The organism is Enterococcus dongliensis, assembly GCF_031927985.1.
Taxonomy (GTDB): Bacteria; Bacillota; Bacilli; order Lactobacillales; family Enterococcaceae; genus Enterococcus_A; species Enterococcus_A dongliensis.
Genome location: NZ_JARPZC010000006.1, coordinates 81,406 through 96,112 on the forward strand (window position 1 = coordinate 81,406; position 14,707 = coordinate 96,112).

The 14,707-nt window shown below is 37.3% G+C and carries 12 protein-coding genes and 1 riboswitch; of the genes, 10 read left to right on the forward strand and 2 right to left on the reverse strand.

The features are described 5' to 3' along the window. The first annotated feature begins 8 nt into the window (after window positions 1-8). Window positions 9-1,238 carry a peptidase T gene (gene pepT / locus P7D84_RS06460; RefSeq protein ID WP_311805628.1) on the forward strand — a complete coding sequence of 410 codons (1,230 nt, stop codon included), beginning with the start codon at window positions 9-11 and terminating at the stop codon, window positions 1,236-1,238. 148 nt (window positions 1,239-1,386) lie between these two features. Further along, complete coding sequence (locus tag P7D84_RS06465; protein WP_137603353.1) at window positions 1,387-2,415, forward strand: lysylphosphatidylglycerol synthase transmembrane domain-containing protein; 1,029 nt, start codon at window positions 1,387-1,389, stop codon at window positions 2,413-2,415. Window positions 2,416-2,441: 26 nt separating this feature from the next. On the opposite strand, the gene P7D84_RS06470 is transcribed toward P7D84_RS06465, so the two are convergent. Beyond that, a complete protein-coding gene (locus P7D84_RS06470) occupies window positions 2,442-3,452 on the reverse strand; it encodes a zinc-binding alcohol dehydrogenase family protein (RefSeq protein ID WP_311805629.1) in 1,011 nt (336 codons plus the stop codon). Between the two features lie 157 nt (window positions 3,453-3,609). On the opposite strand from P7D84_RS06470, the gene clpB reads away from it, so the two are divergent. The 6 genes from clpB (at window position 3,610) to tdcB (ending at window position 11,346) form a co-directional block, all read left to right on the forward strand. Continuing rightward, window positions 3,610-6,213: an ATP-dependent chaperone ClpB gene (gene clpB, locus P7D84_RS06475; RefSeq protein ID WP_311805630.1), complete on the forward strand. Its 2,604-nt coding sequence runs from the start codon at window positions 3,610-3,612 to the stop codon at window positions 6,211-6,213. Between the two features lie 219 nt (window positions 6,214-6,432). Next, window positions 6,433-7,275, forward strand: coding sequence for a glucosaminidase domain-containing protein (locus tag P7D84_RS06480; RefSeq protein ID WP_137603350.1), 843 nt, complete (start codon window positions 6,433-6,435; stop codon window positions 7,273-7,275). 169 nt (window positions 7,276-7,444) lie between these two features. Then, on the forward strand, window positions 7,445-8,374 hold the full coding sequence (gene cysK, locus P7D84_RS06485) for a cysteine synthase A (RefSeq protein WP_311805632.1): 930 nt from the start codon (window positions 7,445-7,447) through the stop codon (window positions 8,372-8,374). 92 nt (window positions 8,375-8,466) lie between these two features. Continuing rightward, on the forward strand, window positions 8,467-8,904 hold the full coding sequence (locus P7D84_RS06490; RefSeq protein ID WP_137603348.1) for a Fur family transcriptional regulator: 438 nt from the start codon (window positions 8,467-8,469) through the stop codon (window positions 8,902-8,904). Between the two features lie 325 nt (window positions 8,905-9,229). Then, window positions 9,230-10,339, forward strand: coding sequence for an alanine dehydrogenase (gene ald, locus P7D84_RS06495; RefSeq protein WP_137603347.1), 1,110 nt, complete (start codon window positions 9,230-9,232; stop codon window positions 10,337-10,339). Next, window positions 10,339-11,346, forward strand: coding sequence for a bifunctional threonine ammonia-lyase/L-serine ammonia-lyase TdcB (gene tdcB, locus P7D84_RS06500; protein ID WP_137603346.1), 1,008 nt, complete (start codon window positions 10,339-10,341; stop codon window positions 11,344-11,346). The genes ald and tdcB overlap by 1 nt, the downstream gene beginning before the upstream one ends. 62 nt (window positions 11,347-11,408) lie before the next feature. Here tdcB and P7D84_RS06505 read toward each other — a convergent pair whose 3' ends face one another. After that, window positions 11,409-12,326, reverse strand: a complete 918-nt coding sequence (locus tag P7D84_RS06505; RefSeq protein WP_311805633.1) for a magnesium transporter CorA family protein — start codon at window positions 12,324-12,326, stop codon at window positions 11,409-11,411. A 244-nt stretch (window positions 12,327-12,570) separates the two neighbouring features. Next, a riboswitch (purine riboswitch) is annotated at window positions 12,571-12,668 on the forward strand. Between the two features lie 76 nt (window positions 12,669-12,744). Here P7D84_RS06505 and P7D84_RS06510 point away from each other — a divergent pair. Together P7D84_RS06510 and P7D84_RS06515 are read left to right on the forward strand one after the other, a co-directional pair. Next, window positions 12,745-13,326 carry a xanthine phosphoribosyltransferase gene (locus tag P7D84_RS06510; protein WP_311805635.1) on the forward strand — a complete coding sequence of 194 codons (582 nt, stop codon included), beginning with the start codon at window positions 12,745-12,747 and terminating at the stop codon, window positions 13,324-13,326. Between the two features lies 1 nt (window position 13,327). Further along, on the forward strand, window positions 13,328-14,611 hold the full coding sequence (locus tag P7D84_RS06515) for a nucleobase:cation symporter-2 family protein (RefSeq protein WP_137603343.1): 1,284 nt from the start codon (window positions 13,328-13,330) through the stop codon (window positions 14,609-14,611). Window positions 14,612-14,707: the final 96 nt, after the last annotated feature.

The following is a 14,707-nucleotide window of genomic DNA, read 5'->3' on the forward strand; positions in this document are numbered from 1 at the left end:
AGAGTAAGATGTACGAAAATTTATTACCACGTTTTTTAGACTATGTGAAGACAGAAACTCGTTCTGATGCGACAAGCACCACAACCCCTTCAACGCAAACACAGGTGGCATTTGCCCATACCCTGATGAAAGAACTAGAAAAAATCGGCATGAAAGATATTGCTTACAACGAAGGAAACGGCTATGTGATTGCTACTTTACCAAGCAATTTGGACAAAGAAACACGAACAATCGGTTTTATCTCTCACATGGATACCGCTGACTTCAATGCAGAAAATGTCAATCCACAGATTGTTGAAAATTATGATGGTGAATCTACAATCAAGTTGGATGCCGCCGGAAAATATACTTTGAATGTAAAAGATTTTCCTAATTTGAAGAACTATGCTGGTCAAACGTTGATTACGACTGATGGTTCAACTTTATTAGGTTCTGATGATAAATCTGGAATCGCTGAAATCATGACGGCGATGGAATATTTGATCAAGCATCCAGAAATCAAACATGGTGAAGTACGGGTTGGGTTTGGTCCAGATGAAGAAATTGGGATTGGCGCGGACAAATTTGATGTTAAGGAATTCAATACAGATTTTGCTTATACTATGGATGGTGGTCCCATCGGTGAATTGCAATATGAAACATTTAGTGCCGCACAAGCTGAGATCACGATGTATGGGAAAAATGTTCATCCGGGAACTGCTAAAAATACGATGATTAATGCATTGCAAATGGCGATTGATTTCCATGATCAATTACCTGAAGATGAACGTCCGGAAAAAACAGATGGACGTCAAGGTTTTTATCATTTATTAGCTTTAAACGGAAATGTTGAAGAAGCGAAGATGACATATATCATTCGGGATCATGATCGTGATAAGTTTGAAGCTCGGAAACAAATAATCACTGATATCCAAGAAAAAATGAATAGTCAATTTGATCAAGAACGTGTTGAAATCGAGATGCACGATCAATATTACAATATGGGTGAGATCATTGAAAAAGATATGAGTGTGATTGAGCTTGCTAAAGGTGCTATGGAAGAAGTCGGTGTGACACCAATCATTGAACCGATTCGTGGTGGAACTGACGGCTCGAAGATTTCATTCATGGGAATCCCAACACCAAATATTTTTGCTGGTGCTGAAAATATGCATGGACGATTTGAATTTGTTTCATTGCAAACGATGGAAAAAGCAGTGGACGTAATCGTCAAGATTATTGAAAACAATGCTAAATAAAATGAAGTAAAAGCTTTGGGAACGTCGGTCTTCTTGAGAGTTGATTTTTCTCCAACTCTTGAGGGGACCGCAAAACTTGAAGCTTTTTCTTTTTTTGCCCTTTAGCATGTGGTAGGCTAGAGCAATAAAGAAAAAATGGGGATAAAAAATGAATGTAGCAATCAATCGGAAATTGATTTTAAATATTTTGTTGTTTGTCGTAATGATCGGTGTGATTATTTTTGTTATTCGAGATTCTCTAAGTGAAATCTTTACTGAACTTGGGAAGACCTCCTGGCCCGTTCTTTTAGGCGTCACAATGTTTGGAGTAATCAGTCAAGTGATCGAAGGTTATACCATTAAAAATATCGCAAATGAATTTAATCGCGAATTTTCTATACGTGATGGCTTTTTTGCATCAGCCTATGCAACCTTTTATCGAGTCGTAACCTTTGGGACGGGATCGATTGTATCCGAAGTTATTTATTATCATAAAAAAAAGCTGAGGTATTCTGAAGGGACCGGTACGAGTGCGTTAAGAATGATCACTTATAAGATTGCCTTGATGATTTGGGCATTATTTTTTTTGGTTGTAAAAAATGATGCAATCCAACGATATATCACCAATGGGACGTTTTTGGTCATCGCTGGAATCTTTGTGACCTTACTGATCGTCTCAGTTTTATTGATCTTAAGTTTGAATATCAATGCGCAAGTTTTATTGATCATTTTTTGCAATCGATGGTTCAAACATCAAAAATTACGTGATATAGTCGATCGAATAAACAATCAAGTTTATTCGTTACGTGCAGCAATCAAAGCCTTTATTCATGATCGAAATGCTGTTATCCGTGTATTTTGCTCAAATATGGCAAAGTTAGTAGTCTGGTATTTTTTGCCATTTTTTATTTTAGTACAAGAACATCCTACAATTGATATTTGGTTAACGGTAGCACTAATCAGCTTCACTGTAATTCTTGGAGGAGTTTTACCAGCTCCAGGAGGAATCGGCGGGTTTGAATTTGTTTATGTATTATTATTTCGAAATGTGGTAGGCAAGGTGGATGCAGTATCCTCATTGCTTTTATACCGTTATGCTACGTATCTATTGCCCTTTTTGATCGGCATGATCTATGTTTTGTTCAACAAACAGCGCCAGATCAATCATGAATTTAAAAAAGCCAAAAAAAGAAGCTAACGAGCAATACGTTAACTTCTTTTTGTTTAGTAATGGATGACAAGTTTTCCAATCATTTTATCTTCTTCGATGAATTGATGCGCTTGATAGAAAACATCGGGCGAAAATCCTGGAAGAATCTTCGTCAACGTACTTTGAATCTTTTTTTCTTGCAATAATCGAACGAGTAGTTCTAAAATCGTTCCTTGAGAAGCAATAGCAAAATCATAATCTGTCTTAGCAAACATGTATTCCCAATCGAAACTGCCAGATTTATTTTTTAATTTTGCCCAATTTAGATCTTTATTAGAACCGACAATGGAGCCAAGATGACCAAATGGTTCAAGTAGATCACACATCTCATCAAAGTAGTGATCGGTAGAATGAAGAATCAAGATATTCGGCAATAATCGATAGCCGAGTTTATTTACTTGTTTTGTTAAATTTTTGTGATGATCGATGATGTAATCTGCGCCCATTTTTTTGGCCCAATCTTTGCTTTCCTCCCGAGAAGCAGTAGCAATCACTGTCAGACCAGCCCATTTAGCTAGCTGTGTGGCAATCGAGCCGACTCCGCCAGCTCCGTTGATAATCAAAATCTCGCCGTCATTTTGATTTTCTTCAGCAATCAGTCCCATTTTTTCAAATAACATTTCAAAAGCAGTGATAAAGGTCAATGGTAAAGCCGCTGCTTCATCGGTCGTAATCTCATTTGGTAGTTTAGCAACAATCCGCGAATCAACAACTTGACATTCGCTATAACTGCCAAAGCGTTTAGTCGTACCGGCAAAAAGGATTCGATCACCAATTTGGATATTTTCAACTTTACTGCCCATCTGAGTCACGATACCCACACTATCAAAGCCGAGAATATGAGGTTGAGGGATTCCTTTACCACTTTGTCTTAATTTTGTATCAATGGGGTTGATAGATACCGCTAAATTTTTTACGATAAGATCGAATTTATTTACTTTAGGAAGCATTACTTCGTAGGCTTCAAACTGATTTCCATTTGAAAGTGGAAACCCTTTTTCAAATCCGATGACACGTGAAATCATGGAATCACTCACTTTCTAGTATTGAGAAAATTGTAGCATTATTTTTATTTTCTTCATAATAAAAACTGTTGCCTTTAGTAAACGTATTATTTGACCTTTACTGACCAATGATATATACTTTTATTTGGAAATAAATAATCATGTCGGAGGTATGTCTATGAATATCGAAAAAATGACGACGACTTTGCAAGAGACCATTGCAGAAGCACAGCAGATTGCAATGACGAGACAGCATCAAGAAATTGATATCGCTCATGTATGGAAAATTTTTTTACAGCCAAATCATTTTGCTCGGAATTTTTATACAGATGCAGGGATTGATGTTGATCAGTTTGAACATAAGGTCGATAAAGTGCTCGATGGATATCCGACGGTAAGCGGCAATGTTCAATATGGCCAAAATCTAAGTCAAAATCTATTTACGCTATTAAACGAAGCAGATAAATTACGTGAGAATTTTAACGATGATTTCTTATCAACAGAGATTGTTATTTTAGCATTGATGAAATTGAAAAACTATTCTTTGACGAACTATTTGGTTCAGCAAGGATTGAATGAAAAAGAATTACAAAAAAATATTGAAGACATGCGAGGAGGAGATAGAGTGACTTCGCAAAATCAAGAAGAAACCTATAAAGCATTAGAAAAATATGGCGTTGACTTAGTCCAACAAGTTAAAAATGGAAAACAAGACCCCATTATCGGGCGTGACGAAGAAATCCGGGATGTAATCCGAATCCTTTCGCGGAAAACAAAGAATAACCCGGTCTTGATCGGCGAACCCGGAGTTGGTAAAACGGCTATTGTGGAAGGTCTAGCTCAGCGGATTGTTCGCAAAGATGTACCTGAGAATTTAAAAGACAAGACAGTCTTTTCTTTAGATATGGGTTCATTAATCGCTGGGGCAAAATTCCGTGGAGAATTTGAAGAACGATTAAAAGCTGTTTTAAAAGAAGTCAAAAAAGCAGATGGCCGCATCTTATTATTTATTGACGAGATTCATAATATCGTTGGAGCTGGCAAAACTGAAGGAAGCATGGATGCCGGGAATTTATTAAAACCGATGTTAGCACGCGGTGAATTACACTTGATTGGCGCGACGACGTTAGATGAATACCGTCAATACATGGAAAAAGATAAAGCTCTAGAACGGCGTTTCCAAAAAGTCTTAGTAAAAGAGCCGACCGTAGAAGATACGATCAGCATCTTACGAGGATTGAAAGAGCGTTTTGAAATCCACCATGGTGTAAATATCCATGATAATGCACTGGTAGCAGCAGCAACATTATCTGATCGTTATATTACGGATCGATTTTTACCCGATAAAGCAATCGATCTTATCGATGAAGCAAGTGCAAGCATCCGAGTCGAAATGAACTCGATGCCAACCGAGCTTGATCAGGTAACTCGCCGCTTGATGCAATTAGAAATCGAAGAAGCTGCGTTGAAAAAAGAAAGCGATGATGCTAGTAAAAAACGTTTAGAAAACTTACAAGAAGAATTGGCTAATCTTCGCGAAGAAACTAATGCGATGAAACTACAATGGGAAACCGAAAAAGAAGAAGTGAACGTAGTTTCTAACAAACGAGCAGAGATTGATCAAGCCAAACATGAGTTAGAAGATGCTGAAAATAATTATGATTTAGAACGTGCAGCAGTGCTTCGTCATGGAACCATCCCCAAATTGGAAAAAGAATTGGCTGAACTAGAAGCGAAAAATAAAGAGAATGATCTCAAAATGGTCCAAGAATCGGTTACTGAAAATGAGATTGCTCAAGTGGTTGGTCGGTTAACCGGGATACCTGTAACGAAGCTTGTAGCAGGAGAACGAGAAAAATTATTAAACTTGAATGATACATTGCATAAACGAGTGATTGGTCAGGATGAAGCGGTAGATGCAGTAAGTGATGCAGTACTGCGCTCACGAGCTGGGCTGCAAGATCCTAATCGTCCGTTAGGTTCCTTTTTATTTTTAGGACCGACAGGAGTCGGCAAAACGGAACTTGCAAAAGCATTGGCTGAAAATCTGTTTGATTCAGAAGAACACATGGTGCGGATTGACATGAGTGAGTATATGGAAAAACATTCTGTAGCCCGACTTGTTGGAGCACCTCCAGGTTATGTTGGCTATGAAGAAGGTGGCCAATTGACCGAAGCAGTTCGGAGAAATCCATACACGATTGTTTTACTTGATGAAATTGAAAAGGCACATCCGGATGTTTTTAATATTTTGCTGCAAGTCTTAGATGATGGACGGTTAACGGATTCCAAAGGACGGTTAGTAGATTTTAAAAATACGGTTCTGATTATGACAAGCAATATCGGCTCGCAAATTTTGCTAGAGGGTGTAACTGCAGAAGGAGTAATCCCCGAGACGACAAAGGAACAAGTCCTAAGTATGTTACGGGGGCATTTTAAACCAGAATTTTTGAATCGAATCGATGATACAATCTTGTTTACACCGTTAAGTTTGTCTGATGTAAAGGGGATTGTTGAGAAAATTATCCACCATCTGTCACATCGTTTGGAAGAGCAAGACATTCAATTAGACATTACCGAAGATGCAAAAAGTTGGATTGCAGAAAAAGCTTATGAACCGCAATATGGTGCGCGGCCGCTGAAACGATTTATCACACGTGAAGTTGAGACACCTTTAGCCAAAGAAATCATCGCCGGTCGGGTAATGCCAAACACAAAAGTATCCATTGAGTTATTAGATGATCAGTTAGTGTTCCAAAATCAATCACTGACTAACAAGTAGAAAAGAGAATAAAAGTGAAACAGCAAATGCTAAGGCATAGTTGTTTCACTTTTATTCTGTACTTTTAAAAATAACTGTCACTTTTTTATTACGCATGTTACGAAGCAATGACAAATTGGTGACTTTATCGGATTTGAATTGTTTGTTAGTGATTCTTAGATTATACTTTTAAAAGATATTAAAATGAAGAGCTCTGTAAAGGTTTCTTGGAGGTATATGATGAATCAATTTAAAACCCGGACCGAAAAATATAATTACATAAGAATGCAGCAAAAAGCAAGAAAACTAAAAATTGCGAAAAAAACAGTACCTTTATTAGGTACGGCGATGATTCTTTCACCAGCTATTGTAACTATGAACACGGTGGAAGTAAGTGCAGCTGAAGCTGGTCAAACACAAAATCAATCTGCCTTTATTGAACAATTAGGTACTTCAGCGATGCAAGTATCATCATCAAACGATCTTTATGCCTCAATCATGGTAGCTCAAGCGCTAGTTGAAACTGGTTTTGGGACTTCTCAACTATCAGCAGCACCTTATTATAATTTATTTGGGGTGAAAGAATACAGCGGTGGAGCATCAGTGACGATGGGAACACAGGAATATTTAAACGGACAATGGGTAACGATGGACGAACCGTTTGCTGTGTACAGTAGTTATGATGAGTCGTTTCAAGCTCATGCGAGCCTCTTAGCTAGCTCATATTATGCTGGAGCGCGAAAGAGCCACACTACTAGTTATCAAGATGCAGCTGCTTATCTAACTGGTCGTTATGCGACAGATCCAGGATATGCAGGCAAATTAATTTCTTTGATCCAAACGTATAACCTAACTCGTTTTGACACACCAGGAGCTGGAACTGCGGTTCAAACGACGACAAATACAGAGCAAGCAACACAATTGACTGCTTCATCAGCAAGTGGCCAATCTTATACAGTTCAATCTGGCGATTCGATTTGGGGGATTGCAGAAAAATTTGGTATTAGTGTAGAGCAATTATTATCAGATAATGGTTGGAATGCGGATTCGACGATTATGCCAGGAGACACAATTACAATTTAATTTTTCTAAAAGATGATACTTTTTGTATCATCTTTTTTGAGCATGTGATTTCTAAAAAATTGGTAGCTAAGAATCAATCAAAACAGGAAGTTAAAAGTCGAAATCCTCGCATCTTTTCTCATTATTCGTTAATATAACTTACATAAGATAAGGAACGGAGTGAGGAAAAATGACAAAAATTTATGACTCAATTTTGGATACGATCGGTGAGACACCAATTGTTAAACTTGAAAACATGACAACAAATGATATGGCTCAGATTTTTGTTAAGTTAGAATCATTTAATCCTGGTGGTAGTGTAAAAGATCGAATTGCCTTGAAAATGATCGAAGATGCAGAAGAAAACGGCAAATTAAAACCAGATATGATGATTATCGAGCCGACTTCTGGTAATACTGGTATCGGTCTAGCGATGGTCGGTGCAGCAAAAGGCTATCCTGTAACATTGGTGATGCCAGATACTATGAGTGTTGAACGACGCAAATTGATGCAAGCGTATGGAGCAAATTTAGTTTTAACTCCTGGAGCCGATGGAATGAAAGGTGCAATTGCAAAAGCTGAAGAATTAGCAGCAAAAAACAATGGATTTATTCCAGCTCAGTTTGATAATCCAGCAAATCCTAAAGTCCATGAAGAAACAACAGCAAAAGAGATTGTAGATGTGTTTGAAACTAATGGGTTAGATGCGTTTATTGCTGGTGTTGGTACAGGTGGTACGATCACTGGGGTGGGAAATGAACTAAAACGTATGTATGAGAATATCAAAGTATATGCAGTAGAACCTGAAGAATCACCAGTCTTAGAAGGTGGACAGCCGGGGCCTCATAAAATCCAAGGAATAGGTGCTGGATTTGTTCCGAGCATCTTAAATACAGAAGTTTATGATGAAGTCTTACCAGTAAAAAGTAGTGATGCGATCCAAACAGCCCGTGAAATTGCGAAAAAAGAAGGAATCTTAGTTGGCGTTTCCTCTGGAGCTGCGCTATTTGCTGCGTTAGAAGTAGCAAAGAAAATGTTACCTGATCAAAAAGTCTTAGTTTTATTACCAGATAACGGCGAACGTTATTTGTCTACTGAATTATTTCAATTTGATCAATAATTCATGAGAATGATTAATTTTTGAAACTAAACTAGTATTTCCCTTCAGATAATAGTATTATTTTAAAAGAGAATACAATTAGGAGGGCTTATATGGTAAATGAGGCAGTTGATCAAGCGGTCAAAGAATTGAAAGCCCGCGGTGTCCGAATCACGCCACAACGTTACGCCATTTTAGAGTACTTGATCCTATATCGTAATCATCCAACAGCTGATGAGATCTTTCGCTCATTGGAAAGTCGTTTCCAAAATATGAGTGTAGCTACAGTGTATAATAATCTGCGGAAGTTTGTTGAGATAGGAATTGTTCAAGAGATGAACTATGGGGATGCAGCAAGTCGTTTTGATTTTACCAACAAACAGCATTACCATGCCATCTGTACTGAATGTGGAAAAATTGTTGACTTTTTCTATCCTGGATTAGAAGATGTGGAGATGGCTTCTAGTAAATTAACTGGATATCAGATTAACAAACATCGGTTAGAAGTTTATGGCTTATGTCCAGATTGTCAAAAAAAGGTTGAGGAATAATTCCTCAACCTTTTTTTATTGAATTGAGTAAATATTAGACAAATTATAATAATCACATAAAAAACAGATAGCGTTTACGGACTTTGAAAATAAAAAAACTATTTAAAGAGAATCAAAAATAGAAAAATGATAAGAATCTTATTTAGAAATGTTGATATAAAAGATTTTTAAAGCTTTTATTTTTTATTAAATGAACGTGTGTTTAATAATAATGAGATATCAATAACACTTAAGAAGGAATCGTTGTTTCAAGAATACATTGTGATATAGTAAACATGTTCGGAAGTTGAAGAACTTCATAATAATTCTATAGGAGTGATTTACTGTGAAAATTGGTGTAATCAAAGATCCAAAACAAGGTGAAGCACGCGTAGGCATGACACCTGAGAACGTAAAAATTTTAGTCGAAGCAGGAAACGAAGTGCTAGTTGATAATAATGCTGGTGCAGGTTCAGGCTTCACCAATGAACAATATATTGAAGCTGGCGGTAAAATCGTAGACACAGATACAGCGTGGACTGCAGACTTGATCGTAAAAGTTAAAGAACCAATGGAAAGTGAATACCACTATTTCAAAAAAGGTCAAATTATCTGGGGCTTCTTACATTTAGCAGCTAACAAAGCTTGTGTTGAAAAAATGATGGAAGTTGGCGTAACAGCTTTATCTGGTGAAAATATTTCAATCAATGGTGTGTTAGAATTGTTGAAACCAATGAGTGCGATTGCTGGTCGTCGTGCAGTTAATTTAGGTCAATATTATTTAGAAAAACAACATGGCGGCGAAGGAATCTTACTTCCAGGAATCGATGGTGTTGAAGCTGGAACTGTTGTTATTTTAGGTGGTGGTAACGCAGCTGAAAATGCAGCTGACATGGCTGTTGGTATTGGTTGTCACGTTATCATTCTTGAAGTAAATGAAAAACGTATCAAACAATTAGAAGATCGCTATAAAGATCATAATGTTGATGTGATTGTTTCAAATACTGAAAACTTAGAAGCAAAAATCAAAGAAGCAGATGTATTTATTTCAACAATCTTAATCCCAGGGGCTAAGCCACCAAAATTAGTAAAAGAATATATGGTTGAGTCAATGAAACCAGGTTCTGTTATCGTTGATATCGCAATTGACCAAGGTGGGACTGTTGAAACAATTGACACACCAACGAACCATGCTGATCCAGTATTTACTAAACATGGTGTAATTCACTATGCTGTTCCTAATATGCCAGGTGCTACACCACGGACAGCAACAATCGCGCTAGCAAAAGGAAATATCTCATTCCTTAAAGATGTTAGTGTGAAAGGATTAGATGACGCATTGAAATCTGATGAATCATTATTATCAGGTTTAAGTATTTATAATGGTAAAGTAGTTTCTAAAGCATTAGCAGATTCAATTGATGTTCCTTATACTGGAGTAGGAGATGTTTTGTAATGACTGAAACGATGACTGAGTTACCTGTATCTATTGAAGATATCCACGAAGCAAAAAACGTTGTAAAACAATATGGTCGTGTAACACCGTTGATTCAGTCAATGTTCTTGACTGCTCAAACTGGTGGCCAAGTATTTTTGAAATTAGAAAATATGCAATTGACAGGCTCGTTCAAATTCCGCGGTGCTTTCAATAAAATTGCCCATTTGACTCAAGCAGAAAAAGACAAAGGTGTTATTGCTGTTTCAGCTGGTAACCATGCCCAAGGTGTGGCGTTGACTTCTAAATTACTAGGAATTCAAAGTACAATCGTTATGCCAGAAACTGCACCTAAAGCTAAAGTTGAAGCAACAGAAGGCTATGGTTCAAAAGTTATCCTTCATGGATCTGGTTTTGACGAAGCCAAAGCATATTGTGAAAAAATCGTAGAAGAAACAGGCGTGACTTACATCCCTCCTTACGATGATGAATTTGTAATGGCAGGTCAAGGAACGATTGGTCTTGAGATTCTTGATTCGATTTGGGATGTAGATACTGTCATCGTTCCTGTTGGCGGTGGCGGTTTAATCGCAGGTATCGCTGTAGCGATGAAGACATTCAACCCTAATATCAATATCATTGGTGTGCAAGCGGACAATATTCATGGAATGACTGCTTCTTTCCGTGCAGGACATAAAATAGGACATAAGGAAGCTGCAACGATCGCTGATGGTTGTGCAGTAGAATTTCCAGGGAATCTTACTTTTGAAGTTGTGGAAGATTTAGTAGATGATATGGTCACAGTATCTGAAGAAGAGATTGAACTTGCCATGAAAGATTTGATTCAACGGACAAAAATCGTTGTTGAAGGTGCTGGTGGATTAGCAACAGCAGCTATTCTTTCAGGTAAAGTAGATAAATATGTGAATGGTAAAAAAGTCGTGGCTGTCGTATCTGGCGGAAACGTTGACTTGAATCGGATCACAGATGTTATCGGACACTTCTCAGTAGCTAATGAATTAAAATAGTATAGAACTAAAATAGTAAACCTACCCAGAGAAGTAAGAACCACTTTCTTGGGTAGGTTTCTTTATGCATTATAGTCTTTCCTAAAGAGGTAAATACCGCTAATAATAGAAACGATTAGTGCCACTAAAACGACCATGGCTGAACCAATCTCAGAATCACGCCAAAGCAAACCACCGGTATTGATCCCCCATAGGCTGAAAATTAAAGTCGGCAACGCTAGCAAAAGGGATGCCGTATTTAGAAATTTCATCAATTGGTTCAATCGATTATCCATCATACTATCAATCAATCCGCTGATAGAACTTAACATCTCACGATAAATCTGAACAGAAGTTGTTGCTTGCTTAGTTTGGAGCTCAAGCTCGATCGCCAAATCTCGATCGGTATAAACCAACTTAGATTTCAATAGCTGATTGACTGTTTTGCGCTGCTCTTTTAATAAGTTATCGATGTAGACAAGATTTTTTTCGGTATAAGTAGCTTTTTCTAAAATATTTCTATTTGAGCCTCTCGTTGTCCCGTGGCTGATTTCTTCGATCGTTTTGCGTTGTTCCTTTAAAAATACCAGATAGTGCTCATTGATGACTTGTAATGTGTGCAAAATCAAACCAGCTTTAGTAAAAATCTCTGATTTAAAAGTATCTAACACTTGGTCAATCAACGATTTTTCACTCATTGTGATTAGAATATCAGGTGTTAAAAAAACGGTGACTGTTGAAGATAGCGACTCTGGTTCATTAATGGACTGGATATCGATAAAAAGCATCAGACAAAGTGGTTTTTTATCCTCAGCTTGGTATTTTTTAAAAAAAGAAACATTTGAATAGTGTTGGCCAAATGCAAAGAAATTTTTAGGCAAATGATGTTCTTTTTCCAGTTGCTCTTTTTCTGCATCGGTTGGATTAGAAACGGACAACCAATTTGGGGCTTGAGTATTTTTTTGTAATCCTTCACTTGAGATAGAGAAATAATCAATCACCAGAAGAACCTCCTTATCTTCGCTTGAATTCTATCTATAATCATCTCAAATTACTGAGTAATTGCCAATTAATTTGAATTAGATAAATAGATTGGCCGTTTATTATAATAGGTCGAGATTTTTTTAGCCAAAAAAGTGAGACAATCATGTAATTCAACTATAAATCTTCTCATTTGAAACAAATGTAGTTTACAGAGCAACAGGATTTGATATAATAGTCTTCATATTTCATAAACTACAATGAAAATTTTCATTGTAGTGAACTTATATATCGTCATAATATGGTTGACAGTCTCTACCTTGTGCCGTAAACACAAGACTATAAGTAAAAATCGTACGGTTGCGTACCTTTTTTGCTTTGCAGATGAGGTGCGTTTTTTGTGTTAATCAAAAAACGAGAAGAAAAGGAGAAAAGAAAATGAAAGAATTGACAGATCGTATCAAAAATAATGGTCGAGTTTTAGGTGAAGGTGTTTTAAAAGTTGATGAATTTATTACACACCAAGTAGATCCTGAATTAATGGATGCCATGGGTAAACGTTTGGCGGAAGTGTTTACCGATAAAAAAATTACTAAAGTGGTGACAATCGAAGCGTCCGGTATCGCGCCAGCTGTTTATGCTGCTCAAGCTTTGAACGTGCCAATGATTTTTGCTCGAAAATCAAAGAGTTTAACAATGGATGAAGAACTTTTAACAGCATCTGTCTATTCTTTCACTAAACAAGTGACAAGTACAATCTCTATTTCTCGTAAATTCCTTTCTGCAGAGGACAATGTCTTGTTGGTCGATGACTTTTTGGCAAATGGTCAAGCCGCTAAAGGATTGATTGAATTGTGTCAACAAGCTGGTGCAAGTGTCACTGGAATCGGGATTTTGATTGAGAAATCTTTCCAAGATGGGCGCCAGCTAATTGAAGACATGAATATTCCAGTTGTTTCTTTAGCAAGGATTGCTTCTTTACATGACGGTAAAATAACATTTATCGAGGAGGATGCATAAAGTGACAAGTGAAACAGGAAATGGGAAATCAGCAGTTTTAGGATTGCAACATTTATTAGCGATGTACGCTGGGGCAGTGGCTGTACCACTTTTGATTGGGACAGGTTTAGGTTTTAATGAAGCGCAAATGACTTACTTGATTTCTATCGATATTTTCATGTGTGGTATCGCCACGTTATTGCAGCTGACAGTCAATAAATTTTTTGGAATCGGATTGCCAGTTGTTTTAGGGTGTGCAATCCAAGCTGTGGCTCCGTTGATTTTGATCGGTCAAACACATGGGGTAGGAACAGTGTACGGCTCAATTATCGCAGCGGGTGTTTTTGTTGTTTTGATTGCCGGCTTCTTTTCTAAAGTTGAAAAACTATTTCCGCCAATCGTAACCGGGACCGTCATTACGACAATCGGTTTGACGTTGATCCCAGTAGCAATCACGAAAATGGGTGGTGGTGATTCTGCTGCTCAAAGTTTTGGAGATCCTACTAATTTGATCTTAGCCTTTGTAACGATCCTTTTGATTTTAGCTGTACAAGTATTTGGGCGTGGATTTATCCGTTCAATCGCCGTATTAGTTGGGTTAGTTGGTGGTACAATCTTAGCAGCAATTTTAGGCCAAGTAGATCTTGCAGCGATTGGTCATGCACCGATGTTTCATGTGCCACAACCTTTTTATTTTGGAACACCAAAGTTTGAGCCGTTTTCGATCTTATTGATGATTATTATCTCTATTGTTAGTATGGTTGAGTCAACAGGCGTGTACTTTGCTTTAGGGGATATCGTCGGAAAAAAAATCAAAGAAGATGATTTAAAGCGCGGCTATCGTGCAGAAGGTTTAGCGGTTGTTCTAGGTGGATTGTTCAATACCTTTCCTTATACTGGTTTCTCGCAAAATGTTGGCTTGGTTCAATTATCCGGAATAAAAACTCGCCGTCCAATTTATTTTTCAGCAATTTTTTTAATCATCTTAGGACTTTTTCCTAAAGTAGGAGCCTTAGCACAAATTATTCCTGAACCAGTTTTAGGCGGTGGTATGTTAGTAATGTTCGGAATGGTAGCCGTCCAAGGTATGAAGATGCTCTCAAAAGTCGATTACAACGACGAAAAGAATTTATTGATTATTGCGATCTCTATCGGATTTGGTCTAGGATTTAATGCGATGCCGACGTTGTTTGCAAAATTACCAGAAACACTACAAATGTTTACTGGAAATGGGATTGTCATGAGTAGTTTATCAGCGATTATTTTAAACCTCATCTTTCATGGCTATAAAAGAGAAACAAAATAAAAATGAGACGTAGCATCAGCTGCGTCTTTTCTTTTGAATAAACAAAACACGAACGTTTGAAACTAAAATGTTTTTAATATTCGAATTTCGTTTTGA

Bases quoted from the DNA above. Each gene is read 5' to 3' on its own strand.
- P7D84_RS06480 (WP_137603350.1), top strand. From the start codon at position 6,433: ATGAATCAATTTAAAACCCGGACCGAAAAATATAATTACATAAGAATG.
- P7D84_RS06490 (WP_137603348.1), top strand. From the start codon at position 8,467: ATGGTAAATGAGGCAGTTGATCAAGCGGTCAAAGAATTGAAAGCCCGC.
- P7D84_RS06465 (WP_137603353.1), top strand. From the start codon at position 1,387: ATGAATGTAGCAATCAATCGGAAATTGATTTTAAATATTTTGTTGTTT.
- P7D84_RS06510 (WP_311805635.1), top strand. From the start codon at position 12,745: ATGAAAGAATTGACAGATCGTATCAAAAATAATGGTCGAGTTTTAGGT.
- P7D84_RS06470 (WP_311805629.1), bottom strand. From the start codon at position 3,452: ATGATTTCACGTGTCATCGGATTTGAAAAAGGGTTTCCACTTTCAAAT.
- clpB (WP_311805630.1), top strand. From the start codon at position 3,610: ATGAATATCGAAAAAATGACGACGACTTTGCAAGAGACCATTGCAGAA.
- tdcB (WP_137603346.1), top strand. From the start codon at position 10,339: ATGACTGAAACGATGACTGAGTTACCTGTATCTATTGAAGATATCCAC.
- pepT (WP_311805628.1), top strand. From the start codon at position 9: ATGTACGAAAATTTATTACCACGTTTTTTAGACTATGTGAAGACAGAA.
- cysK (WP_311805632.1), top strand. From the start codon at position 7,445: ATGACAAAAATTTATGACTCAATTTTGGATACGATCGGTGAGACACCA.